Consider the following 21,624-nt stretch of genomic DNA (forward strand, 5'->3'; position numbering starts at 1 on the left):
GCGACTTAGAGAACGGGAGGGTCCGGACTCGTTGAATCGATAACTAGTTGAGCCGAGTAGCTCGCCTGGCAATGAAGATGATCGGCGGATCGCGCATAAGCTCTCTATCTAATGGGGCGCCGACGAGAGAAAGACTGTTTGGCCGCTTAGCTCCGCTATGCCGCTGACTCCACTTCCACATTCCCTGGCGTTCGAGTGGTGCCCGAACTGAATTCAGAACGACTCCCTACCAGAATGTGATCTAACCCACTGTCGCCGGCAGAAGAATTGACCATATTTGCGGCAGACTCCTTAAGGACAGCAGTCGTAGAACAATATGCAAGCGTCACCCGCCCCTGCACAAGGAAACGGGCCAATCGGTCGCTAACTCACCCAGGAATAAACAACTATGACCGCGCCACCAAATATCAATGCTGCCGGCTCTCACTGGCACAGATGGGATCCTCACCTACACGCGCCGGGGACGCTATTAAACGATCAATTTAACGGCGATTGGAAAAAGTACCTTGCGAGGATCAATACAGCTGCCCCTCCAATTCGTGCCGTTGGTGTCACTGACTATTTCTGCATTCAGACATATCGCAGCGTAAAGGACCGATGGAAGAAAGGGGAACTGCCGGGCGTGGCGCTCGTCTTTCCGAATGTTGAAATGCGGCTTGATATAAAGACTGATAAGAAGCTCCCTGTCAACCTTCACCTAATATTCTCGCCAGATGATCCGAAGCACGAGATCGAAATCGAGAGGATCTTGGGTCGCCTTGAATTTGAGAACGACGGACGGACTTATCAGTGCAAGCTCGACCAGCTCGCCGAACTCGGCCGTGCGTTTGATCCCTTGCAGCTAGACGATCAGGCAGCAGCACGTTACGGCGCGCAGCAATTCAAGGTCACCCTGGACCAGGTGAAGGCGCTATTCAGAAGCGAAAAATGGCTCAGAGACAATTGTCTGGTTGCGGTCGCTGGAAGCAGTAACGATGGGACCGCAGGGCTACAAGCGGACGACTCGTATGCATTGATGCGGAGAGAAATAGAACGATTCGCGGACATCATCTTTGCAAGCACGCCAAGCCAGCGAGCGTTCTGGCTGGGAAAGCGCCTCGGTACAGACGCAGCGTTCATCGAGAAGACATATGGCTTTCTCAAACCCTGCCTCCACGGCTCGGATGGACACTCGGAGAAGCAAACAGCGGCACCTAGCCTGAATCGATTTTGCTGGATCAAAGGCGACCTTACGTTCGAGGCATTGCGCCAGGCCGTGCTGGAACCCGAGCGCCGAGTTTGGATCGGTGAGGCACCGCCGCTCGATGGAGGCGGGGCACGTTCGATCTCCAGCGTCAGGTTCGACGATGCCTCTTGGATCGCAGAGAACGTGGTACCAGTGAATACCGGCCTGGTAGCCATTATTGGCGCTCGAGGGTCGGGCAAGTCTGCCCTAGTCGAGATGATCGCCCATGGCGCTGGGTGCTCAGCCGAATCACTAGCGGACTCGTCTTTCCTCAGTCGGGCGGAGGAACATCTGAGTGACGAAAGCGTGGAGCTGAGTTGGGCTGACGGAGAGGTGGCGGCGCCGCAGCTCCTGCGAGTTCCTCACTACGAGATCGACTGGCTGCATGGTGAGCGTGTCCGGTACCTATCCCAGCGATTTGTTGAGAGACTGTGTTCCGGTCCTGGGCTCGCTACTGAACTGCGCCATGAGATCGAACGTGTCATCTATGAATCGATCGAACAGTCAAAGCGAATGCAGACATCTTCATTCGAAGAACTGGTGACACTACTCGATGAACCCATTCGTCAACGACGCACCGATTTGCGCCAGGAGATCGAGATCGTCACAAACGCGATTGTCCGAGAGGATAAGCTCATTGCCGGTCTCAAGGAGCTGAAAGGGGAAAGGATTAAGCAGGGGAAGAACCTCGAGAATGTCCGCAAGGACTTGACGAATCTCATTCCTAAAGACGCGGCAGCCCATGCGGCTCGCCTTGCCCTGTTTGAGACGGCGTTGACGAGCGCTCAGTTGCATGTAGAAGGGCTGAAGCGCCGGAAGAACTCACTCAATGACTTGCGCCTGGAGGTGAAGAACCACCGCCAGTCTGGCGCACAGAGTCGACTTACTCAGCTCCAGGCGCGATTTCCCGAGGTGAAACTTACGCCGGAAGACTGGCAGAGGTTTCTGCAGAGCTATTCGGCCGACGTGGACGCAATTCTAAACCGGGAGATCGCGGCGGCGGACAAGGCGATCGATCTCGCGATCAACGGTAAACAAGGAGCATCAGTTGATCTGAGCGCTGCACCGACAGCAGCATGGCCTCTGAAAGTTCTGCAAGAGCAGCGGGATGCACTGAAAGTTCTGGTTGGAATCGATTCGGAACAGCAGAAGAAATATGACATTTTGCAACGCGAGGCTTCACGGCTTGAGGCATTGCTCGCCAAAATAGACGGCCAGATCACAGAGAGTCAGTCCGCGGACGACCGCAGAAAGAAGCTCATCGAGAACAGGCGCGTCATCTATAGGACGATCTTCGAAACCTTCGAGGACGAGGAGCAAACGCTGAACGAGCTGTACGCTCCACTGAAAACTCAGCTCATTGAAGGAAAAGGGGCGCTGGGAAAGCTTCGTTGCGTAGTTGAGCGTAACGTAAACGTCGACGCATGGATCGAAGCTGGGAAGGAACTGCTAGATCTAAGGAAAGCGACCGCATTCAAGGGTGAAGGTGCACTGAAAGAAATCGTTGAAGGAGAACTTCTTCCGGTATGGAGAAGCGGTACTCCTGATGACGTGAGCTTGGCGATGCAACAGTTCATTGACAATTACCGCGATGACCTAACCTCTGCCATACCGAACGACATTGGACCGGAACGACGTGGACAATGGATTCAGTCATTGGCAGCCTGGCTCTATGACAGCTCTCACGTCGAAATGCACTATTCCCTGAGGTACGACAATACGCCGATCGAAAAACTCTCGCCGGGAACTCGTGGCATCGTTCTTCTTTTGTTATACCTCGTGTTAGACAAATCGGACTTGCGGCCCCTGATCATCGATCAACCCGAGGAGAACCTAGATCCGAAATCTGTCTTCGATGAACTCGTACCGCATTTCCGGGATGCCCGCGGACGTCGTCAAGTAGTCATCGTGACTCACAACGCAAACCTCGTGGTCAATACTGATGTGGACCAAGTCATCGTTGCATCGGCGGTTTCGTCGGAGAGCGGCGGGTTGCCCACAATTAGTTATCAGGGCGGTTCACTGGAGAACCGGGAAATACGGATGCAGGTGTGCGCGATCTTGGAGGGAGGGGAAAGAGCCTTCAAAGATCGAGCGCGAAGATACCGATTCCTGGTTGCATGAATTTCGCCTCCCCACTGGCCTGCGTCAAGCTGGACAACGCAGCTCTCTTACTCGGCGGCCGCCCCTGGCGCTCGACATCCGAAAAGCGAGCCCCTCACACTCCTGACATCACTGGAATGTGCATCAACTCAGTCCTGATGATCTGAAAGCCATGATTGAGAAAGACAACGAAACCTGGTTCAGACGCAATCGCGTTGGGCTCCTCATTGTGGTCGGTGGTTTCGCGGCAATGAACGCAATATTCCTTACCGATGCGTTCCGCGGCGCGGATTCCGCGAGTGCTGAGGGGGCGGGTCAACTCGGCGATTTCGTCGGCGGCTATGTCGGGACTTTGTTCGTGCTGCTGAGTGTCTGGCTGCTTTACGCGACTCTCCACAGCCAGCGTGTTGCGCAACAGCTGCAGTCGTTCGAGGCCCGATTCTTCGAGCTGATCAAGATGCATCGGGACAATGTTGCCGAAGTTCAGCTTGGCGAGGCTCATGGTCGGCGAGTTTTCATCAAGATTTACTCGGAGCTATTGGCGGCGATGGAAATCGCACGATCCAGTGTTGAAGGGCTCGGCATCAGGATCGAGCAGCGCGCGCTACTCAAGCTGGCTTACTACTGCGTGTTCTATGGAGTGGGTCCAAATTCATCGCGAATGCTCCGGCACGCACTAGGGGATATCGACGAAGCTTTGGTCGATGAGATGGATTGGAAGCTGCAGGACGCTGATGTCTGCGAGCGAGTCTGCAAGGAATACGCGATAGGATACCGTCCATTCCGCGGGCACCAATCGCGTTTAGGTCACTACTACAGACATTTGTATCAGTCGGTTAGGTACGTAGATCAGCAAAAGATCAGCATCGACAAGTACGACTATGTGAAGACACTGCGCGCCCAGCTCACGACTCACGAGCAAGCGCTTCTACTCGTCAACTCGTTGACGCCGGTCGGCTTCAATTGGTGGAAGCAGAATCTCATCCTTGATTATAGAATGGTCAAGAATTTGCCGAAGCACTTCTTTGATCCGCTTCTGGATCTGGAAGCGCCGCGTCTATTCCCCAAGGGTTACTTCGAATGGGAGGAAGTCCACCCGCGATCATCAGCGGCCGCGGGGGCGCGTCTGCCAGGATGAATTGGGACTCCCCCGTAACGTAGCCGTGACGTTGTGCTGACTTGTGCCGCGCATCGCACCGAACCGCCGCGGACGTATACTGCCGATCATTCCGTCAGTGCCACCGTGCGCGCGCGATGAAGAGCGCTGATCACAACGGCACCGACGTGCTTGTGCCGAGAAAACGGCCAGAGCAGTCCGGCCGCAACGTTGATCGGATTCACGCCGACGCACTCCGCACTAGTCTCTACGGAAGCGCCACCGCACTGCAAGCAAGAAGAGCGCGATGAGCGCGAGCGATATCGTCGAGTGAATGAAGGCTGCTATGCCCCACCATGGTGAGGCTTCACTGAGATTGACCACGCCGAAAAGGGTCGTGTCGTAGGAGCGAGCAGATAGCAAATCAAATGGCTTCGCGACCTGAGCTAGCGTGAATAGCACAACGTTCCAGTCAGTAGCGGGTGCAAGCTCGAATCTTTCGGAGGCTACTGAGTATCCCAATCCAAACAGCACCTGTATCACAAGGAACGCGGTTAACGCCTTTCCGTAGCTGTGGCCGTAGCCGCTAGTGAGGTCGTATAGATTCGAAAGGGAGAGCGGCAACCAGTTGCGCAGGTGTCGTGGGCTGAGCGACTGTCGGTGACAGCGCTTTTCGCAGGCGTAGAAGACCCCTTCAAGCTCGCGGTTCTTATGGTCGGCGAACACGAGGCGTGCGGACCTGTAGTTGCCCTCGGCATCGGGAGTCAGCGCTGATTTCGCGAAGTGAAGGCGGTCGCCGCGCGTTTGCTGCGGCATTTTCGTGTTGTCAAACCTGACGGGCGCATAAAAGCGTGCGCCGCTGAAGTCCAAGCTTCCTGTGAACTTGACGTCCTTCAATAGTAACTCGCCCCAGAACGCGACACGTTGCATGCTCCAGTTGCGCGCGTGGTGCGATCCTTGCTGGCACTGGATCTCCAACGATGTGAACACACGTGCACCATCAAGCTGCACCGTCGCATGATCGGCGAGTGATAGGGTTATGCGGCCCTGTGGCGGACGCGCGCTGGATCCGAAAGTTGAGCCTGACATATCGAATTTCGAGCTACCTAGCGACAGGGCGACATCGGCAGCGAACGCACACTCGCGCAGGTCTGTGTCTACGTTCTTCGTATTTAGGTTGTACTGTCGCGGCGGGAACTGCACGCCGCGAAGATTCAGGGCCGTCTTGATGTGACCGCACGCCGTATCGCTGAATCCCCTCTTCAATGCGCCGGCGAGGAGCGGCAGGTGCAACTGGCAATAGGCACGCCCTTGCCATAGAACGATATCGGACGCCTCAGCTAACTCCGACGGATCGAACTGGCAAGGAATTGCATCATGCCACTGGCATGTGGCGGGCTCCTGTGCTGCCAAGCTTCAGCCCTCGTTGTTGTTCGTTGCGTGAGCTACTTTGCCGTATCGGCAGGATTGTCGGCAACTGTACGGGGCACCGCGAGCTGCGCGCATCTGTCGCCGCGCAGGCTCGCCGTTGGTCTCATCGTTCACGTTGGCTGGCTCGCCCCGCGTACATCTATCGCAAGTCGTCGCAGATGGTTGCATTCACCGGATTGCGAAACGAGACTTTCGCAGCGACGCTCGACAAAGCAACCGCGACCCATTGGCCGAGCCGAAATCCTTAGTGCCAAATCCAGTGCCAAATCAGGGGCTCGGAGGGGATCTACGGGGACTTCATATGCCGACATTCCAGTAAGTTACTGATGCGCTTACCTGTCAGGGCGTTTTCGAGTCCCTCCCTTTCCACCATAGAATTCCCTTCTCATTCCGCGACTTAGCCCCTCATGGTGGGGGCTACTGCCAAATTCTGGGGACGGTTGAGGACGCCGGGGGCTGAAACCAGGCAATAGCAAGAGTGTGCGACCTGGCGACTTGGGGCTTGCTTCCATGGCCCGACGAATGGCGTCCAAATCCGTCTCTTGCGAGCCCTCGATCCAAGCGGCATAAACGTCGAGCATCGTCTGCACGCTGTGGCCGTGCTGCTTGGCGACCCAGAGCAGATTCTTCCCGGGCATCAGATTCCAGCTCACGAAGGAATGACGTGCGTTGTACGGCTCACGATAGCGCGCCTTGACGGTCATCATTAGCGTCCACCGCCAGCGATCGTACGGATGGTTTAGATCGCGTAGGCGCAGAAACAGCCGAATGCCCAGCTCTCGTTCCCGTGATGACGGCCTTCAAAACTCCGCCGCAAACGATCCGCGCATGTGAACAAGCCACGAGCTGAGTCGCCTGCTCTGAACGCCAGCTCAATCACCCAACTGTCTCGCGGAACTCAGGCGTCGAGTTACGCCTGTTGTTGATCGCTTCTTCGGCTTCTTGCCAGTTGCGTGTGTGCGAGGCGGAGCGCCGAAGGTCCGGTGATATTCACGGGTGAACTGAGAGGCACTCTCGTAACCGACCTGAAACGCAGCACGGCGCGCCGTGACCCGTTCGTTCAGCATCAATCGGCGCGCTTCGATCAATCGGAGCTGCTTCTGGAATTGCAATGGCGAGAGCGAGGTCACTGCTCGAAAGTGGCGATGGAATGCCGAAGGGCTCATGTTCGCAGCTGCAGCGAGTTCTTCTACAGCGATCGGCTTACGGAAATCTTTGCGAATAATTTCGATAGCGACCAAAATGCGTTGCGTGTTCCCTTGAGGAAAGCTCAGAGCACGCAAGGAGGGACCATAGCGACTCTTCAGCAGCCAGTAGTGCAGCTCTTGCAGCACGGCAGGCCTGAGAACTGGAACAGCATCAGGCTCGTCGACCAACCGCATTAATCTTTCAGCGCACAGGACTATATCGTCGTCTAACTGTTCGATGGCGAGCGGCGAGAGCTTCTCCGGCGTGGGTCGGGTCTCGGCAACCTGCGAGGCGATCAGTTGCATGATCGTCATGTCGACCTCAATGGCGACAGCGAGATACGGCTGGCTTCGCGTAGCCTCGACGATTCGGCCGATAACAGGCAGATCCACCGCCACGATCACTGCCTGACCTGCGGTGAATGTTCTTGCCGTCCGACCGACTGTCATCTGCTTCGCACCTTGAAGCACCAAACACACCAACGGCCGATACATGGATCGGATCGGCCCGCTCGGTTTATAGACCCGCATCATGCGCAGGCCCGGGACAGGCGTGATCGCGAGCCCGTCTGCATTTGAATGCTGATCGGCGTAGCGACGCACCGATTCCTTCAAGCGCTCAAGCACCGGAAGTTTGGACATTCTCTTCATACTCATGCCTTGAAATTACACCGAGGAGAGGTGCTCCAGAAGCCACCGGCAGGAATAGGCAACTTTGGAGTAGGTTCAAGCAAAACCGGTCTGCGTCATCTGGCGTTCGAGCACAGTGCTACCGACGCTGGAGGTGTGACATGCAGATTTCAGGGAACACCATACTCATCACCGGAGGGGCCTCCGGCATCGGACTGCGACTAGCGGAAGAGCTTCTTGAGCGCGGCAATCACGTGATTGTTGCCGCTCGCAGTCAAGGCAAGTTAGACCAACTTCTTATCGAACGTCCGGCGCTTGAAGGCCTTGTACTGGACGTCACGGATGCGGACGCTATTCGCGACGTTAGTACCAACCTGGCGCAGCAGTATCCGGACCTGAACGTCCTGATCAACAACGCGGGCATCATGGTTGCCGAGGACTTGACCAATCCGCAGGCTGACCTTACGACCGCGGAACAGATCGTGGCTACAAACTTGCTCGGGCCAATACGACTCACAGCCGCGCTTCTCCCGCACCTTCGGCGCCAGCCCCGATCAACGATCATCAACGTCTCGTCGGGCCTCGCCTTCGTGCCGATGGCTTGCACACCCACGTACTGCGCGACAAAAGCTGCCGTGCACTCCTACACGCTGTCGTTGCGTCGACAGTTCGAAGGCACCACGACGGAAGTCATCGAGCTCATTCCCCCATCGGTGAGGACGGATCTCATGCCGGGGCATGCGACGGATCCGCGTGGCATGCCTCTCGATGAGTTCATTTGCGAGGTGATGGCCTTGCTAGAACGCTCCCCTGCTGAACTCTGTGTTCGCCGGGTGGAACTGTTGCGCAAGGCCGAGGCGGAGCATCGGTTCGAGATGGTGTTCGAACAGCTCAACCCACGCGCACACGCGGCCTGAGCAACAAACCGCACGTCCAAACAACGCTGCAAAGAGGGATTCACCATGCCAAGCGATTCCACGGGCTCGGATAAGAAGAACATATCCCGCCGCCGATTTCTTGCCACCAGTGCGGTGGTTGCGCCGGCCATGATGGCGCTCAGTGCTAACCCCCAAACGTCATCGAAAGCCACTGAAGAGAACGGCAAGGTTGCGGTGGTCACGGGTTCTTCGCGAGGCATTGGTGCTGCCATCGCGAAGCGTCTTGCGCAGGATGGTTACAAGGTGACCGTCAATTGCGTGAAGAACACTGAGTTGGCGGCGGGCGTCGTTCGGGACATTGAACGCGCCGGCGGTCAGGCGATCTGGCGACAAGCAGACGTGAGCGATGCACGTGCTGTTGCGAGTCTGTTTGAGGCCAACGAGAAAGAATTCGGCGGCGTAGACGTCGTCGTGAGTAACGCCGGCATCATGCGACTGGCGCCCTTCGCCAAGATGACTGATGAAGATTTCAACCGGATGATCGACGTCAACATCAAAGGCAGCTTCCATGTCCTGCGCGAAGCCGCTCGGCGTGTGAGCGATGGTGGTCGCATCCTTACTCTATCCTCCAGCATCACACAGCTTCGCTCTCCGACTTATGGTCCTTACGCGGCAAGCAAAGCGGCGCAAGACATGTATGCAGGCGTCCTCGCAAAAGAACTCGGTACGAGACGCGTGTCGGTCAATGCCATTGCTCCGGGCCTGGTGAATACCACTCTGTTTACAGATGGCAAAACCAAGGAGGAGATCCAGGGCTTCGTACAGCGCACGCCTTTTGGCCGATTGGGCGAACCCGAAGACATCGCCAATGTTGTCTCCACGTTAGTGCGCGGCGATGGCGGCTGGGTAACGGGCCAAGTGGTGTTTGTGAATGGCGGAGTGGTCTGAGCGTCCGACTCAGCAGCACGGCTCGAGCGCACGCGCAACGTAGATGGAGGATGTTGTGAGCGAAACGGAAAGAGACGATGAGCAATCGGTCCTCGAGCGGCAGCAGCTTTCTCGGCGCGAGTTATTGACGGCGGTCGCCCTCTCACCGGCAATCTTGGTAGGGTCAACAAGCACCAGCTCAGCGCAGCCTCCTTCAGGTGCTGGACGATCTGCACTTGCACCGGATCTTCTCGATGCATCGGTGCGGCCATCGCTCGCAAACTGGCGGAGGATGGCTATGGCGTGACCGTGAATTGCGTCGTGAACAGGGACTTAGCGGCGGCCTTGGTACGGGCTCGCCGAGAAATGCGCTGACCTCGCGATGGCCGCGATCGTCAGATCCAAGGACTTTGACCTTGCCCGCAAACTCGTTCGGGACCCGGACGGCTCGATTCGCCGGTGGAGTCGCATCTTGAACGAAGATATTGCTGACCTCGCCAATGAACCTCCCAGCAACGCGCCAAGATTTGACGCCTACATCCATTACTACGTGACGCAAGTACGTCTGCTCCTCGACGTATTCATTGGAGTCGGCGAATCGGGACTCGCTGAGTCACTTCGCGAAAGTGCACTAGCTGCGGTTGAGACACCGCCCGCGCGTGACGCTGTCCACGCCGCTCTCTATGCCCAAGGGATTTAGATAGCCGAGGTCCAGCGGCGATCTGTGTGCCCATAAGGACACCATCTGCCAGAGTTTGCCAAAATTTGCCAACAGCGCTACCATTCCCCTTATGACCACGATGAACATTTCCTTGCCAGACTCGCTCAAGGACTTCGTCGACGAGCAGGTCAATGAGCGCGGCTACGGCACGAGCAGCGAATACGTTCGTGAACTCATACGCAAAGAGCAGGATCGCCTGCAGTTGCGCAGTCTCCTACTCGCCGGCGCGTCGTCTGCGCCGACAAAGCCGGTTGACGATGCATATTTCGAAGGTTTGCGCCGCAGAGTCCGGGCCACCAAATCCGGCGCTCGTCGATAATGCCCAAGGCCGTCGTTCCGCGCGAACTGGCCAAGCAGGACGCAGACGAGGCGATCGACTATTACCTGAGCGAGAACGCCCCGGAAGCTGCCCTCGGCTTCATTGATGCGCTGGAGCGAGCGTATAGTCGTATCAGCCGTCATCCGGGCACTGGATCTTCCAGGTATGCCCATGAATTGAATCTTCCCGGCTTGCGTTTCTGGCCGTTGCAGAAGTATCCGCACCTCGTCTTCTACGTCGAAAGAGACGACTACGTGGACGTTTGGCGCGTCCTTCATGGCGAGCGCGATATTCCGGCTTGGATGCGCGAACCTTTATAGGTTTTCTGTTTCGCTATCGCACGTTACGAAGGTGAGCGACGCGCTGTCCACGAAATTGGCGTTGTCCACGCGGCGTGGACAGACGGTCAACAGTGGACAGCTGCTCTGACCTTTGCACCTCGGCGGCATCGCGCATTGCAGGCCGGAGCTTCTCATGCGGCGACCTCGCCCCATGCAAGTGACTTTGGCAACGATGCGCCGGTGAACTCCAAGTGAATAACTCGCCGAGGCTTGAGCGACTTGGCCTTTCGCGACGCATGAAGAATGAGTGGCCGGAACAGAAGCGCATCGCCCGCCTGCACCACACACAGATGCTTGCCGTTGCGCTCGGCCACACTCGCCGCTTCACCGGCTCGCAGCCGACCTTCACGATGTGAAGCAGGAGACACCCACAATGCTCCATTTGTGTCGTCGGCCGGATCAAGATGCAGCCGTACGCTCAGCATCTGCTCGAGAACCTGCACCGGCGGCTGGACATGCACGACGCCTTCTTTCACCGACCAGGATGAGTAACCCTCAGCCTCCTCCTGACTTGCGACCGCAATGGTCAGATCTTGATGCCAAGCCACCTGCCAATTGGCATCCAAACTCTTATTGAAGAGGATCGAGCGGACCAACATGGCTTGCGGACCAAGCACCGGCTCGACCAGAGAACGAACGGTAGCTGACCGGGCCAGTGCAGCGACGCTTGGCACTTTGGCGGCAAGTTCGCGGATACCGGCCGTAGATTCAAGGAGCAATTCTTCCACATCCCGAATGAGATCGAGTCGAGTGCGCTCGTCCAGAACGCCAAATACTATCGCAAAGCCGTCGCGCTCAATGCTGCTCAATTGACTCACGGTTGATTCGATCAGGCTAAGTTGTATTTGGCGAAGCGCATCTGCGAGTATCGCCGATAAGTCGGCGATACTTCCGACTCGCCGGCTCAGTATGATAGCGGCGCTGTCGCGGCGCGCATCATCGTTTACATGGATTGAAGCGCTTGGCGATTGTGACGTCTGCCCCGCACCAACCCTAGTGCCAAATCCAGTGCCAACCTGGGGATTTTGGAGGTATTCCGGGGCCCTCCATCTAACCACAATTCCGTAACTTACGAATTCTTCGAATCGCGGTCGAGTTTTCGAGTCCCTCCCTTTCCACCATCCCTTCCCCTCGGCGCACAACATACTAGTCCGCTCTGGCGCGACTCCAGTGCCGAGTCAGTGCCAAACTCCTGATGTCTACGATTCGCGTGCGATCGGATCCCAGCATCGGGAACACGGAGCTATGAAGTGCGAAGCGAAAGATGAGCCCAGCATGGCACCTGATCTTCGGTATTGGCTTCGCAGCAGTCGGTGTGTATTGGATCATCAAGCGCGAAGTCCCCCTTCGGAATCGAGGGGAGGCCACCATCATTCCACGCCCGCGGCATCTGGGCCGTACTCTTGAGCGTTCTCGCGATGATCCTAGGATTGGTGATTGCCCTCGAAGTGCCGGGGCAGCTGGAGGTGGGCTCGTGTCTCGATAGCGGCGGACGCTTCGACTGCGAGAAGGATGCATGTGATCGCGACACAGATTCATTTCCGCGCTCGTGCGTGCGGTCGGGGCGATGGCTAACGTTTGATTTTGACGCCATCGTCGGGCGAGGGCGTCGCTTCACTCGCTCGCGACTCGCCGGCTCGCTGACTGTGTTGGAGGATGGCGTCACCATGAGCCAGCGCCCAGGCGCACAGAGCCTCGAACGGCTGGCGCAGCGAATGGCCAAGCGGAGTGATTGCGTACTCCACGCCGATGGGCGTCGTGGGTAATACCTTCCGCGTCACCAGACCGTCTCGCTCCAGGCGCTTCAACGAATCCGCCAGCGCTTTATGCGTGATGCCCCCGAGGCGTCGTTTGAGCTCGTTGAACCGGGTAGGTTTCGGACACAGCACGATGAGGATCAGGATGGTCCACTTGTCGGCAATCCGATCCAGCACCGGCCGCACCCTCGGCATGTCGCAGAGCGCGCGATTTGACAACGTCTCGAGGTCGGTATCGCCGGCTATATCTAGGCTATTCATGGTGCGTTCTTGAAAGCAGATACATACCGTATATCTAATCTGCCATCGTTGAAACAAGGTGCTGACGATGGCTCGAATGACGAACAAGGTGGCGTTGGTGGTGGGCGGCGCGAAGGGAATCGGTTTTGCCGTGGCCGAGCGCCTGGCCGCCGAAGGTGCGGCAGTATTCTTTACCGGCCGTCTTGCCGATGAGGTTGAGTGGGCAGCGGAGAAGATCGGGCGAGGAGCGCGGGGTCTGGTTGCGGACGCAAGTGTGCCGCGGGATGTAGCGGCAGCCACTGCAACCATATCCGCGACGCATGGCCGCCTCGACGCGCTGGTCTTGAATGCTGGGATTGCAGAGCCCGCCACGCTCGCCGAAGAGACACCGGAACACTTCGATCGTCTGTTCTCCGTCAATGTGCGCGGCCCGGTGCTCGGCTTGCAGGCAATCGCCGCTGACATGAGCGATGGGGGTTCCATCGTGCTGGTTGGGTCGATTGCCGATGTGATGGGCATCCCCTCGTATGGAACTTATGCCGCGACCAAAGCGGCGTTGCGATCCTACGCGCGCACCTGGACGGCCGAGCTGGCGCCGCGAGGCATCCGTGTCAACGTGGTGAGCCCTGGCCCGACTGATACGGCCATGATGGCTGCCACTTCGGAAGAAATGCGCGCGGCGCTGCTGGATCAAATCCCACTGCGCCGCATGGGCCGGCCCGAAGAAATCGCGGCAGCGACGCTGTTCCTGCTCAGCGACGACGCAAGTTACATCGCGGGCGCCGAGCTGTGCGTCGACGGTGGCATGCGCCAGGTGTGATGCCATTGCCGACACAGGGTCCACAATCCAGATCCCAGCGAGCTTCAACCGTGCTTGCCCTGGCTCAGGTCGCAGTCATCCACCAGCAAGGCGATTTCCTCGGACGGACGCAGGCCCGTAAAAAAAGAATGACCGCTCGGGAGTGGTGCTGTGATCAAACAGGAGAGCCGAGCCTACTTCCGAGCGCTGGGGTGCGCACACGCTTTTGATCCGGGCGCGCTGAAGATGCGCTGCCACCGAGATCGCATCAGCGCGTCGCATTGTTACTTTGAAACTCGCGACAGACCTCGACGCACCAGTCCAGAAACACCTGGACGGTCGCCGAGGGCAGCCGGCGCGACGGTCGCACCGCATAGAGCGGGAATGTTTCGCCGGGCCAGTCGGGGAACAGCTCCACCAGATCGCCCTTTGCGAGCTGATGCCGGATGCTGATCGCGAGCGCCTGCGCAATTCCCATTCCGGCGAGGCACGCCTGGATCATCATATCCGGATCGCTGAACGTGACGCGCCCCCGGGTCTGCACCGGGAGCGCCTGCGAGCGCCGCTGAAACTCCCATGAAAATGGCCGACCGCTCTGTGGGTCGATGAACTGCAAACATTCGTGGCTCGCCAACTGCTTCGGCTCGGCCGGTCGCCCGTGCTTGGCGAGATAGGACGGCGTGGCGACCGTGAGCACCCGCGTTTCGAGCAGTAGTCGCGACGACATTCGCGACGGCGGCTGCGGCCCGAACCTGACCGCGACGTCCACGCCCTCCGCGATCAGGTTTTCGGAATCCGGTTGATGCAGCATCGTGAGCTCGACCGATGGATAGCGCCGCATGAAAGCCGGCAGCTTCGGTCCGAAAATATGCCGCGCGAACACCGGATTCAGACTGACTCGCAAGCCACCACTGACGACGACAGCCGCACCTGAGGTCGCATTAGCCGCCTCCTCCAGCCCCTCCAGATGAGGAGTTGCAAGCTCATACAGGCGCGCTCCCTCGCTGGTCAACCGCAAAGCGCGCGTCGAGCGATCCAGCAAACGCACGCCCAGGCGCTCCTCGAGCCGCGCAACCGCGCGACTGACACCCGAAGCCGACAGTCCCAGCGACTCACCCGCCTGCGTAAAACTCCCGGTTTCCGCAACAGCGGCGAGCACGCTCATTCCCGCAAGCAATCGTCCATCGAAACTCATCACGCCCACCTTTGAATTCTCGCAAAGATGAATTGACCGAACCCCACTGGATCGAAGCGTAGCAGTGAATCAACCTGTGCCCGCAGGAATGAGCTGTTTCAGGAGAGTCGAGATGTTCGTCGTGACGGGAGTTACCGGAAAGGTGGGCGGCAAGCTCGCGCGAACGCTGCTGGCCAGCGGCCAATCGGTCCGCGCGGTCGTACGTTCCGCATCGAAGGGCGATGTGTGGCAAACACGAGGTTGCGACATCGCTATCGTGCCCGATGGCACGGATGCGACGGCGCTCGCGAAGGCGTTCAAAGGCGCCTCGGGCGTGTTCCTGATGCAGCCGCCCGACTATGACCCGGAGCCCGGCTTTCCCAACGTCCAGCGCTTATCGGCCGCAGTTTCGGCAGCGATCGCGCAAGCCAGACCCGACAAGGTTGTGTACTTGTCCACGGTCGGCGCACAGGTCGAACAGTTCAATCTTCTCAACAACGCGCGAATCGTCGAACGAATGCTCGCCGAAAGCGGAATTCCCGTGGCGTTCCTACGCGCGGCCTGGTTCATGGAGAACGCCGCGTGGGATGTCGCCGCTGCGCGCGCAGGGCGAATCGAAAGTTATCTCCAACCGCCCGACCGCGCCATCGACATGGTGAGCACACGCGATATCGGTCGAGTCGCCGCCGATCTCTTATGCGAGCAATGGTCAGGTGTGCGTGTCGTCGAGCTGTCGGGACCACGCAAAGTCAGCCCGCTCGACATCGCCTCCGGTTTCGCAACCGCGCTGGGTCATGCGGTCGACGTTGCCGCGGTCCCGCGAGCTACCTGGGAGCAACGTTTTCGCAGCGAAGGCATGCAGCATCCGCAAGCACGCATGCGCATGCTCGACGGCTTCAACGAAGGTTGGATCGATTTCGAACGCAACGGTACGGAGCAACGCACCGGTTCGGTAGCGCTGGAGGCGGTACTCGCGGAGCTTGCGAACGAGCAATGAACGTTCGCTAGTGAGCGCAAGAAAGCCCACATCCGAAACGCGTGACTGTCCAGCGATCATCTGCTGGAAGAGATTCGTTTCGGCCAATGAACGATACGGCATGCTTTCGGCGCAAAATTTCATGTCGCGGTAGCGTGCGAGCTGACAGACGGTATTTTTATTTTGTGATTGTATTTCGATGCGCGGCGCGATCGCCGCGTTGCTGATCAAACATCGCTTTCTGTTCGGCATGGCGGCGCAATTCTTCTACGTGGGAGCGCAAGTCGGCGTGTGGAGCTTCATGATCGATCGTTGCCAATTCGCTGCAAGGCGCCCGCATCAGTTACGACCATCCACCGGGATGAGCCAGGCAACTGTCGCTCGCATTCTGACCAGAATCGCTTGATTTTACTAATAAACTTCTTTTCTTTACTGAAAACTCGCCATCGTGTGGGCTAGCGTGTATCACCAAGCGCCGGGCACTCTCCATGCGAAGCGATATCCACCACGCGCGCGTGTCGTGAACTCGTCAACGCTACAGCTATTGACAACGCTGGCCATTCGCGACCAAAGTTCGCTCGCGCAATGGCGCGCGGGGGGAAGCAAACATGGATGTTAGGCTTTTCAAACGTCGTTATCGCAGCTGGCGATCGGGCCTGAGCGCGCTGGCAGCGACGCTGGTAATTCTTATAACGTCAGCAACGGCCGGAGCACCGTTTGCATCGGCGGCCACGGTGGACACCGGCGCATGGTACGTGCTGGTGAATCGGCACAGCGGCAAGGCGTTGGATCTATATAACCTCGCGACCAACGACGGCGCGATCATCGCGCAGTGGACTCGCAACGACGGCGCGTGGCAACAGTGGCAGTTCCTGGACTCGGGCGGTGGCTATTACCGGCTCAAGTCGCGGCACTCGGGCAAAGTACTCGATGTTCTGAACTGGTCCACCGCCGATAGCGCTGCGATCGTACAGTGGGCCGACACAAACGGCGCCAATCAGCAGTTCCGGCTGTCGGACTCGGACAGCAACTATGTGCGGCTCATCAGCCGTCACAGCAACAAGGCCGTCGAAGTGCAAGGCGCCTCAACCGCAAACGGCGCGAGCGTCGTTCAATATTCCGACTGGAACGGCGCCAATCAGCAATGGCAGCTGGTGCGTGTCGACGGAACAACGCCCGGCGGAACATTGCCAACGTCGATTCGGTGGAGCTCCAGCGGTGTGTTGGCGGGCCCGAAACCGGACTCCGCGCATGGCGATGTAGTAGCGATCAAAGATTTCACGGTCGTTCGGCATAACAATGCATGGCAGGTCTATGCGACGACAGCGAGCCCGTCGCAAGGCTGGAACCTGGTGCACTTCGCGTTTGCGGACTGGCCGCAGGCGAACGCGGCAACACATACCTACTTGGACACGGCCACGCCGATCGGCCGCGGCTATCGAGCGGCACCGCATATCTTCTACTTCGCGCCACAAAATCTGTGGTACCTGGTCTATCAAACCGGCCTGCCCACCTACTCCACCAGCACCGATCCCAGTAACCCTCGCTCGTGGACGACGCCGCGAAACTTCATGAGCAGCGAGCCGGCGATCGTGACGCAGAACAAGGGCAATGGCTCCTGGCTGGACTTCTGGATGATCTGCGATGCCGCCAATTGTTATTTGTTTTCCAGCGACGACAACGGGCACATCTATCGATCGCAGACCACGCTGGCGAACTTCCCGAACGGCTTCGGCAACACGGTGATCGCGCTACAGGACTCGCGCTTCGCCTTGTTCGAGGGCAGCGCGGTCTACAAGGTCACGGGAGTCAATCAATATCTGTTGTTGCAGGAAGCGATCGGCTCGGATGGACGGCGTTGGTATCGCTCGTTCACGTCGAGCAGCCTGGCCGGGACGTGGAGTCCGCACCTCGCGACCGAGTCGAATCCCTTCGCTCGATCCAACAATGTCACCTTCAATGGCACCGCCTGGACGCGAGATTTCAGCCATGGGGAGCTGATCCGGGCAGGTAACGATCAGACGCTGCCGTTGAATCCGTGCCGGATGCAGTTCCTGTATCAGGGACAAGACCCGAGCGCGGGTGGTGACTACATCCGCCTGCCCTGGCGGATGGGCCTGCTGACCCAAAGCAATTCTTCCTGCTAGTGACGTGAAACGACTCGTTCTGAACGACGAAGCAAATTGTTAGCGGTATCTTTTTCAATCTAGGGGGATTATCCGATGAGACAAGCAACGAGCAGCACCGGATTCTTGAAGGTGGGCGGACCCACCATGAGGATCCTCGCGATAGGAATGATGGCGGTTACTTTCCTGTTCATGACAGGGCTCGTATCGGAAGCCGAGGCACAAAGCTCCACGATCGTGGTGCGTGCCCGCGGCACCGCCGGCAGCGAATCGATCACGCTGCGTGTCAACAACATCAATGTTACGAGCTGGACGCTCACGACGAGCTACCGGGACTACAGCGCAGCCACGAATCTCTCCGGCGGCATTACAGTGGCGTTCACCAACGATGCCAGTGGCCGCGACGTGCAGGTGGACTACATCACCGTCAACGGGCAAGCGCGGCAGGCGGAGGCTCAGAGCTACAACACGGGGCTCTACGCCAACGGACGTTGCGGTGGCGGCAGCAACAGTGAATGGATGCACTGTAACGGCGCTATAGGGTTTGGGGACGTGGGTGGCGGCGGGCCTCGCCCGGAATTTTTCGTCGGCAACATCACAACCAACGGCAACGTGCGGTCTGATTTCATTCAGTATTGGGACCAGATCACGCCCGAGAACGAGGGCAAGTGGGGCACGGTCGAACCGACGCGCGATGTATATAACTGGTCGGGCCTCGACCGCGCGTACAACTATGCGATCGCGAACAACATCCCCTTCAAGCACCACACCTTCATTTGGGGTAACCAGGCGCCGAACTGGATCAACAATCTGAGTGCATCCGAACAGGCCGCGGAGATCGAGGAATGGATTCGTGACTACTGCGCGCGTTATCCAAGAACGGCATTGATCGACGTGGTGAACGAGGCCACGCCAGGCCACGCGCCGGCGGGCTTTGCGCAGAACGCGTTCGGCAACAACTGGATCATCCGTTCCTTCCAGCTGGCGCGGCAGTATTGCCCCAACGCCGTGCTGATCCTCAACGACTACAACGTGCTGAGCTGGGACACCGACAGATTCATAGAGATGGCGAGACCGGCAGTCAACGCCGGGGTCGTCGACGCGCTCGGGGCGCAGGGCCACGGCCTCGAGGGCCAGTCTCTGACCAGCATCCAAAACAAGCTAAACCAAGTGGCCGCGCTGGGCCTGCCCATCTACATCACCGAGTACGACGTTGCCAGAACCAACGATCAGGAGCAGTTGCAGATCATGCAGACCCAGTTCCCGCTGTTCTACAACCATCCATCCGTGGACGGAATCACGCTCTGGGGATACGTGGTTGGCAGCACCTGGGTGAATGGCAGCGGCTTGATCTACAGCGATGGCAGACACCGTCCCGCGATGACCTGGCTGATGAACTACCTGGGACGCTAACTTTGTTTCTATCGATGCGAGCCTCGCAGGTGCAGGCCGCCAGCATGACGCCCCTCCACGGAGGGGCGTCATCTAGTTGAGTATCAAGCTACATTCGGTTGGACCCGCCAATAGGTCACGTACCGCTCGATGACTCTACGGACAAGCTTGGGCGAGGGTCGCCTCATTTGGACCTGCGGCGCCGGCTCATTTTGGTCCGGCTCTGGGCGGACTGTTGACGTTCGAGGCGGGCTTCTCCCCACTTGGCGAGCATGTCGATGATCGGTTTCAGGCTGCCGCCTTCCTCAGTCGGCCGGTATTCGACACGTAACGGCACCTCGGCGTAGACCGTGCGCTTGACCAACCCAACTGCTTCGAGCTCTCGGAGCTGCTTTGTCAGCAGGCGTGGCGTGATGCCCGGAAGGCGGCGGTGGAGTTCGTTGAAACGCAGGCATCCGAATTCGAGAAGGTGATGGAGCACGACACCTTTCCAGCGTCCGTCGATAAGGTCGAGCGTGACTTCGACCGGACAGCCCGGAACAGTACCGTAGCGCTTCACCTTCATCCCACTACCCATTGAGGAACTACCTACGCCAAATGAGTGTAGCCCGAAAGCGCGCTTTCGCGTCAATGTAGCGCATCGAAACAACAGGACCGCTACATGAGAGCCATCACCTACCACCGAGGCGCGGTTCCGGTCGACTCCACGCGCTTTTCCCTGGTCGAAAAGGAGCTGCCGGTTCTTCGAGAGCGAGACATTCTCGTTGCCGTGAAGGCGGTATCGGTCAACCCCGTGGACACCAAGATTCGTAGCGGGCAGGTGGATATGGGAGAAGCCGTCGATGTTCTTGGCTTCGATGCCGCCGGTATCGTTCTCTCCGTGGGTTCCGAGGCCACCTTATTCATGCCTGGTGACGAAGTGTTTTACTCGGGAGATCTGACGAGGGCAGGCGCAAACGCGCAGGTGCATGCGGTCGACGAACGTCTCGTTGGCCGCAAGCCGACGAAGCTGAGTTTTGCAGAAGCGGCCTCTCTACCTCTTTCAGCAATTACGGCTTGGGAGCTTCTCTTCGGGCGCCTCTCGGTTGAGCGCGGCCGTCGGCGGGATGGCGCCATCCTCATTCTTGGCGGGGCTGGTGGCGTTGGATCCGTGCTAATCCAGCTGGCACATCAGCTGACAGGACTGCAAGTGATTGCCACGGCGTCGCGAGAGGAGAGTCGGTCGTGGTGTCTGTCACTTGGAGCACATCACGTGATCGACCATACCCGGGACTTGCGAAACGAGCTCGCCGCCCTCGGTGCACCGCCCATTACCCATATCGCCGCACTCACCCAGACAGATCGGCATTGGACGGCGATCGCCGGACTCATTGCCCCGTATGGGAAAGTCGGCGTAATCACCAACCATGATGCATTGGATGTCGCCCCCCTCCGAGCGAAGAGCGCCTCCGTACACTGGGAAGACATCGTGACGAGGTTTGCTATTGGAGGCGAGGCCCTCACGGGACATCACGTCATCCTCAATGAGATTGCCGCTCATGTAGATGCCGGAGTGTTGCGCTCGACCGCAAGGCAAGTCATCGGAAATCTATCTCCGGCATCGCTCGCCTATGCTCATGCCCTAGTCGAGAGTGGGCGAATGACAGGCAAAGTCGTATTAACGATCGACCTCTGAAGCCGCAAGACTCGAGGGCCGCAGCCAAGGGACTGCAGCGCGGCGAGTGTCGTCTGGCCGCCACCCCCGGCCCCGCCGAAATAGAAGTCACTCCTACTGGCGACAATCGACTCGGCAGACTTCGCCATCGCGTACACTGCACGCAAGTGCATGCCGCCATTCACGCGCCGAGGAAACACATTGAAACAGCCCAACTATCGCCAGCAGAAGAAACAGCGGGAAGAGTCGAAGCGCCGAAAAAGCGAGGCCAAACGACAGCGCAAAGCGCAGACTCCACAGCCCACTGCACCCTTACCGAACGGATGAGCTTGAAAACACCTCAGCGGCTCATGGGGTGATGTCCCCGGCCGCTATTTGGGTCGGTAATCCTTGTTGCGTGTCTCGAACGCCCGGATCTCCCTCTCGGCCTCGCTCCGGGTGAGGCCGTAAACGTCTTGAATTGCGTTCAGCAACGCGGCTCGCTGCCCGGCGATCGCTTGCAACCGGTCGTCACCGAGCTTCAGCCAGCGAGCCTTCACCGTACCTCGGAACTGGGCCCAGTTGCTCTCTGCTAATGTCCAGTTCATATATATGTCATCACAAGGTCGTGGCAGGGTCGCGCAGCCTACTCCTGTTCGCGGCGACATG

Annotated in this window: 18 protein-coding genes; 11 read left to right on the top strand and 7 right to left on the bottom strand. The window is 58.5% G+C overall.

Annotated elements, in window-relative coordinates:
- The first annotated feature begins 388 nt into the window (after positions 1–388).
- Positions 389–3,349 carry a TrlF family AAA-like ATPase gene (locus VGD45_RS11795; RefSeq protein ID WP_331155501.1) on the top strand — a complete coding sequence of 987 codons (2,961 nt, stop codon included), beginning with the start codon at positions 389–391 and terminating at the stop codon, positions 3,347–3,349.
- A 151-nt stretch (positions 3,350–3,500) separates the two neighbouring features.
- Positions 3,501–4,466 carry a putative phage abortive infection protein gene (locus VGD45_RS11800; RefSeq protein WP_331155502.1) on the top strand — a complete coding sequence of 322 codons (966 nt, stop codon included), beginning with the start codon at positions 3,501–3,503 and terminating at the stop codon, positions 4,464–4,466.
- Positions 4,467–4,685: 219 nt separating this feature from the next.
- Here the strand turns inward: VGD45_RS11800 and VGD45_RS11805 are convergent, their stop codons facing one another.
- Positions 4,686–5,837 (bottom strand): hypothetical protein, encoded by a 1,152-nt coding sequence (locus VGD45_RS11805; RefSeq protein ID WP_331155503.1) that lies wholly within the window; start codon positions 5,835–5,837, stop codon positions 4,686–4,688.
- An 890-nt stretch (positions 5,838–6,727) separates the two neighbouring features.
- A complete protein-coding gene (locus VGD45_RS11810; protein ID WP_331155504.1) occupies positions 6,728–7,684 on the bottom strand; it encodes an AraC family transcriptional regulator in 957 nt (318 codons plus the stop codon).
- A 149-nt stretch (positions 7,685–7,833) separates the two neighbouring features.
- Between VGD45_RS11810 and VGD45_RS11815 the strand changes: the two genes are divergently transcribed.
- From VGD45_RS11815 to VGD45_RS11830, 4 genes are all read left to right on the top strand, one after another.
- Positions 7,834–8,589 carry an SDR family oxidoreductase gene (locus tag VGD45_RS11815; protein WP_331155505.1) on the top strand — a complete coding sequence of 252 codons (756 nt, stop codon included), beginning with the start codon at positions 7,834–7,836 and terminating at the stop codon, positions 8,587–8,589.
- 45 nt (positions 8,590–8,634) lie between these two features.
- Positions 8,635–9,498: an SDR family oxidoreductase gene (locus VGD45_RS11820; protein WP_331155506.1), complete on the top strand. Its 864-nt coding sequence runs from the start codon at positions 8,635–8,637 to the stop codon at positions 9,496–9,498.
- A gap of 770 nt (positions 9,499–10,268) precedes the next feature.
- Positions 10,269–10,517 carry a ribbon-helix-helix domain-containing protein gene (locus VGD45_RS11825; protein WP_331155507.1) on the top strand — a complete coding sequence of 83 codons (249 nt, stop codon included), beginning with the start codon at positions 10,269–10,271 and terminating at the stop codon, positions 10,515–10,517.
- On the top strand, positions 10,517–10,837 hold the full coding sequence (locus VGD45_RS11830; RefSeq protein WP_331155508.1) for a type II toxin-antitoxin system RelE/ParE family toxin: 321 nt from the start codon (positions 10,517–10,519) through the stop codon (positions 10,835–10,837). The genes VGD45_RS11825 and VGD45_RS11830 overlap by 1 nt, the downstream gene beginning before the upstream one ends.
- A 152-nt stretch (positions 10,838–10,989) precedes the next feature.
- Here VGD45_RS11830 and VGD45_RS11835 read toward each other — a convergent pair whose 3' ends face one another.
- The gene (locus VGD45_RS11835; protein ID WP_331155509.1) at positions 10,990–11,676 is read right to left on the bottom strand and encodes a phytanoyl-CoA dioxygenase family protein; all 687 of its coding nucleotides are present in this window, start codon (positions 11,674–11,676) and stop codon (positions 10,990–10,992) included.
- Positions 11,677–12,429: 753 nt separating this feature from the next.
- Positions 12,430–12,876, bottom strand: a complete 447-nt coding sequence (locus VGD45_RS11840) for a winged helix-turn-helix transcriptional regulator (protein WP_331155510.1) — start codon at positions 12,874–12,876, stop codon at positions 12,430–12,432.
- A gap of 67 nt (positions 12,877–12,943) precedes the next feature.
- Between VGD45_RS11840 and VGD45_RS11845 the strand changes: the two genes are divergently transcribed.
- Positions 12,944–13,675: an SDR family NAD(P)-dependent oxidoreductase gene (locus VGD45_RS11845; protein ID WP_331155511.1), complete on the top strand. Its 732-nt coding sequence runs from the start codon at positions 12,944–12,946 to the stop codon at positions 13,673–13,675.
- Positions 13,676–13,922: 247 nt separating this feature from the next.
- Here the strand turns inward: VGD45_RS11845 and VGD45_RS11850 are convergent, their stop codons facing one another.
- Positions 13,923–14,849 carry a LysR family transcriptional regulator gene (locus tag VGD45_RS11850; protein ID WP_331155512.1) on the bottom strand — a complete coding sequence of 309 codons (927 nt, stop codon included), beginning with the start codon at positions 14,847–14,849 and terminating at the stop codon, positions 13,923–13,925.
- A gap of 112 nt (positions 14,850–14,961) precedes the next feature.
- Here VGD45_RS11850 and VGD45_RS11855 point away from each other — a divergent pair, with 112 nt between their 5' ends.
- The 3 genes from VGD45_RS11855 to VGD45_RS11865 all read left to right on the top strand — a co-directional run bounded on the left by VGD45_RS11855 (position 14,962) and on the right by VGD45_RS11865 (position 19,343).
- Positions 14,962–15,825 carry an NmrA family NAD(P)-binding protein gene (locus tag VGD45_RS11855; RefSeq protein WP_331155513.1) on the top strand — a complete coding sequence of 288 codons (864 nt, stop codon included), beginning with the start codon at positions 14,962–14,964 and terminating at the stop codon, positions 15,823–15,825.
- A gap of 587 nt (positions 15,826–16,412) precedes the next feature.
- On the top strand, positions 16,413–17,951 hold the full coding sequence (locus tag VGD45_RS11860; protein WP_331155514.1) for a non-reducing end alpha-L-arabinofuranosidase family hydrolase: 1,539 nt from the start codon (positions 16,413–16,415) through the stop codon (positions 17,949–17,951).
- 75 nt (positions 17,952–18,026) lie between these two features.
- Complete coding sequence (locus VGD45_RS11865) at positions 18,027–19,343, top strand: endo-1,4-beta-xylanase (RefSeq protein ID WP_331155515.1); 1,317 nt, start codon at positions 18,027–18,029, stop codon at positions 19,341–19,343.
- 163 nt (positions 19,344–19,506) lie between these two features.
- Here VGD45_RS11865 and VGD45_RS11870 read toward each other — a convergent pair whose 3' ends face one another.
- Positions 19,507–19,887, bottom strand: coding sequence for a helix-turn-helix domain-containing protein (locus VGD45_RS11870; protein ID WP_331155516.1), 381 nt, complete (start codon positions 19,885–19,887; stop codon positions 19,507–19,509).
- A gap of 96 nt (positions 19,888–19,983) precedes the next feature.
- Here VGD45_RS11870 and VGD45_RS11875 point away from each other — a divergent pair, with 96 nt between their 5' ends.
- Positions 19,984–20,997, top strand: coding sequence for a zinc-binding alcohol dehydrogenase family protein (locus VGD45_RS11875; RefSeq protein ID WP_331155517.1), 1,014 nt, complete (start codon positions 19,984–19,986; stop codon positions 20,995–20,997).
- A 350-nt stretch (positions 20,998–21,347) separates the two neighbouring features.
- Here the strand turns inward: VGD45_RS11875 and VGD45_RS11880 are convergent, their stop codons facing one another.
- Positions 21,348–21,563, bottom strand: a complete 216-nt coding sequence (locus VGD45_RS11880) for a hypothetical protein (RefSeq protein ID WP_331155518.1) — start codon at positions 21,561–21,563, stop codon at positions 21,348–21,350.
- Positions 21,564–21,624 lie beyond the last annotated feature (61 nt).

This window comes from Steroidobacter sp. (genome assembly GCF_036402275.1).
GTDB lineage: Bacteria > Pseudomonadota > Gammaproteobacteria > Steroidobacterales > Steroidobacteraceae > Steroidobacter.

What these genes read in the sequence shown, in the direction of transcription:
- VGD45_RS11795 (WP_331155501.1), top strand. Translation starts at nt 389, where the DNA reads ATGACCGCGCCACCAAATATCAATGCTGCCGGCTCTCACTGGCACAGA.
- VGD45_RS11800 (WP_331155502.1), top strand. Translation starts at nt 3,501, where the DNA reads ATGATTGAGAAAGACAACGAAACCTGGTTCAGACGCAATCGCGTTGGG.
- VGD45_RS11810 (WP_331155504.1), bottom strand. Translation starts at nt 7,684, where the DNA reads ATGTCCAAACTTCCGGTGCTTGAGCGCTTGAAGGAATCGGTGCGTCGC.
- VGD45_RS11815 (WP_331155505.1), top strand. Translation starts at nt 7,834, where the DNA reads ATGCAGATTTCAGGGAACACCATACTCATCACCGGAGGGGCCTCCGGC.
- VGD45_RS11820 (WP_331155506.1), top strand. Translation starts at nt 8,635, where the DNA reads ATGCCAAGCGATTCCACGGGCTCGGATAAGAAGAACATATCCCGCCGC.
- VGD45_RS11825 (WP_331155507.1), top strand. Translation starts at nt 10,269, where the DNA reads ATGACCACGATGAACATTTCCTTGCCAGACTCGCTCAAGGACTTCGTC.
- VGD45_RS11830 (WP_331155508.1), top strand. Translation starts at nt 10,517, where the DNA reads ATGCCCAAGGCCGTCGTTCCGCGCGAACTGGCCAAGCAGGACGCAGAC.
- VGD45_RS11840 (WP_331155510.1), bottom strand. Translation starts at nt 12,876, where the DNA reads ATGAATAGCCTAGATATAGCCGGCGATACCGACCTCGAGACGTTGTCA.
- VGD45_RS11845 (WP_331155511.1), top strand. Translation starts at nt 12,944, where the DNA reads ATGGCTCGAATGACGAACAAGGTGGCGTTGGTGGTGGGCGGCGCGAAG.
- VGD45_RS11850 (WP_331155512.1), bottom strand. Translation starts at nt 14,849, where the DNA reads ATGAGTTTCGATGGACGATTGCTTGCGGGAATGAGCGTGCTCGCCGCT.
- VGD45_RS11855 (WP_331155513.1), top strand. Translation starts at nt 14,962, where the DNA reads ATGTTCGTCGTGACGGGAGTTACCGGAAAGGTGGGCGGCAAGCTCGCG.
- VGD45_RS11860 (WP_331155514.1), top strand. Translation starts at nt 16,413, where the DNA reads ATGGATGTTAGGCTTTTCAAACGTCGTTATCGCAGCTGGCGATCGGGC.
- VGD45_RS11865 (WP_331155515.1), top strand. Translation starts at nt 18,027, where the DNA reads ATGAGACAAGCAACGAGCAGCACCGGATTCTTGAAGGTGGGCGGACCC.
- VGD45_RS11870 (WP_331155516.1), bottom strand. Translation starts at nt 19,887, where the DNA reads ATGAAGGTGAAGCGCTACGGTACTGTTCCGGGCTGTCCGGTCGAAGTC.
- VGD45_RS11875 (WP_331155517.1), top strand. Translation starts at nt 19,984, where the DNA reads ATGAGAGCCATCACCTACCACCGAGGCGCGGTTCCGGTCGACTCCACG.
- VGD45_RS11880 (WP_331155518.1), bottom strand. Translation starts at nt 21,563, where the DNA reads ATGAACTGGACATTAGCAGAGAGCAACTGGGCCCAGTTCCGAGGTACG.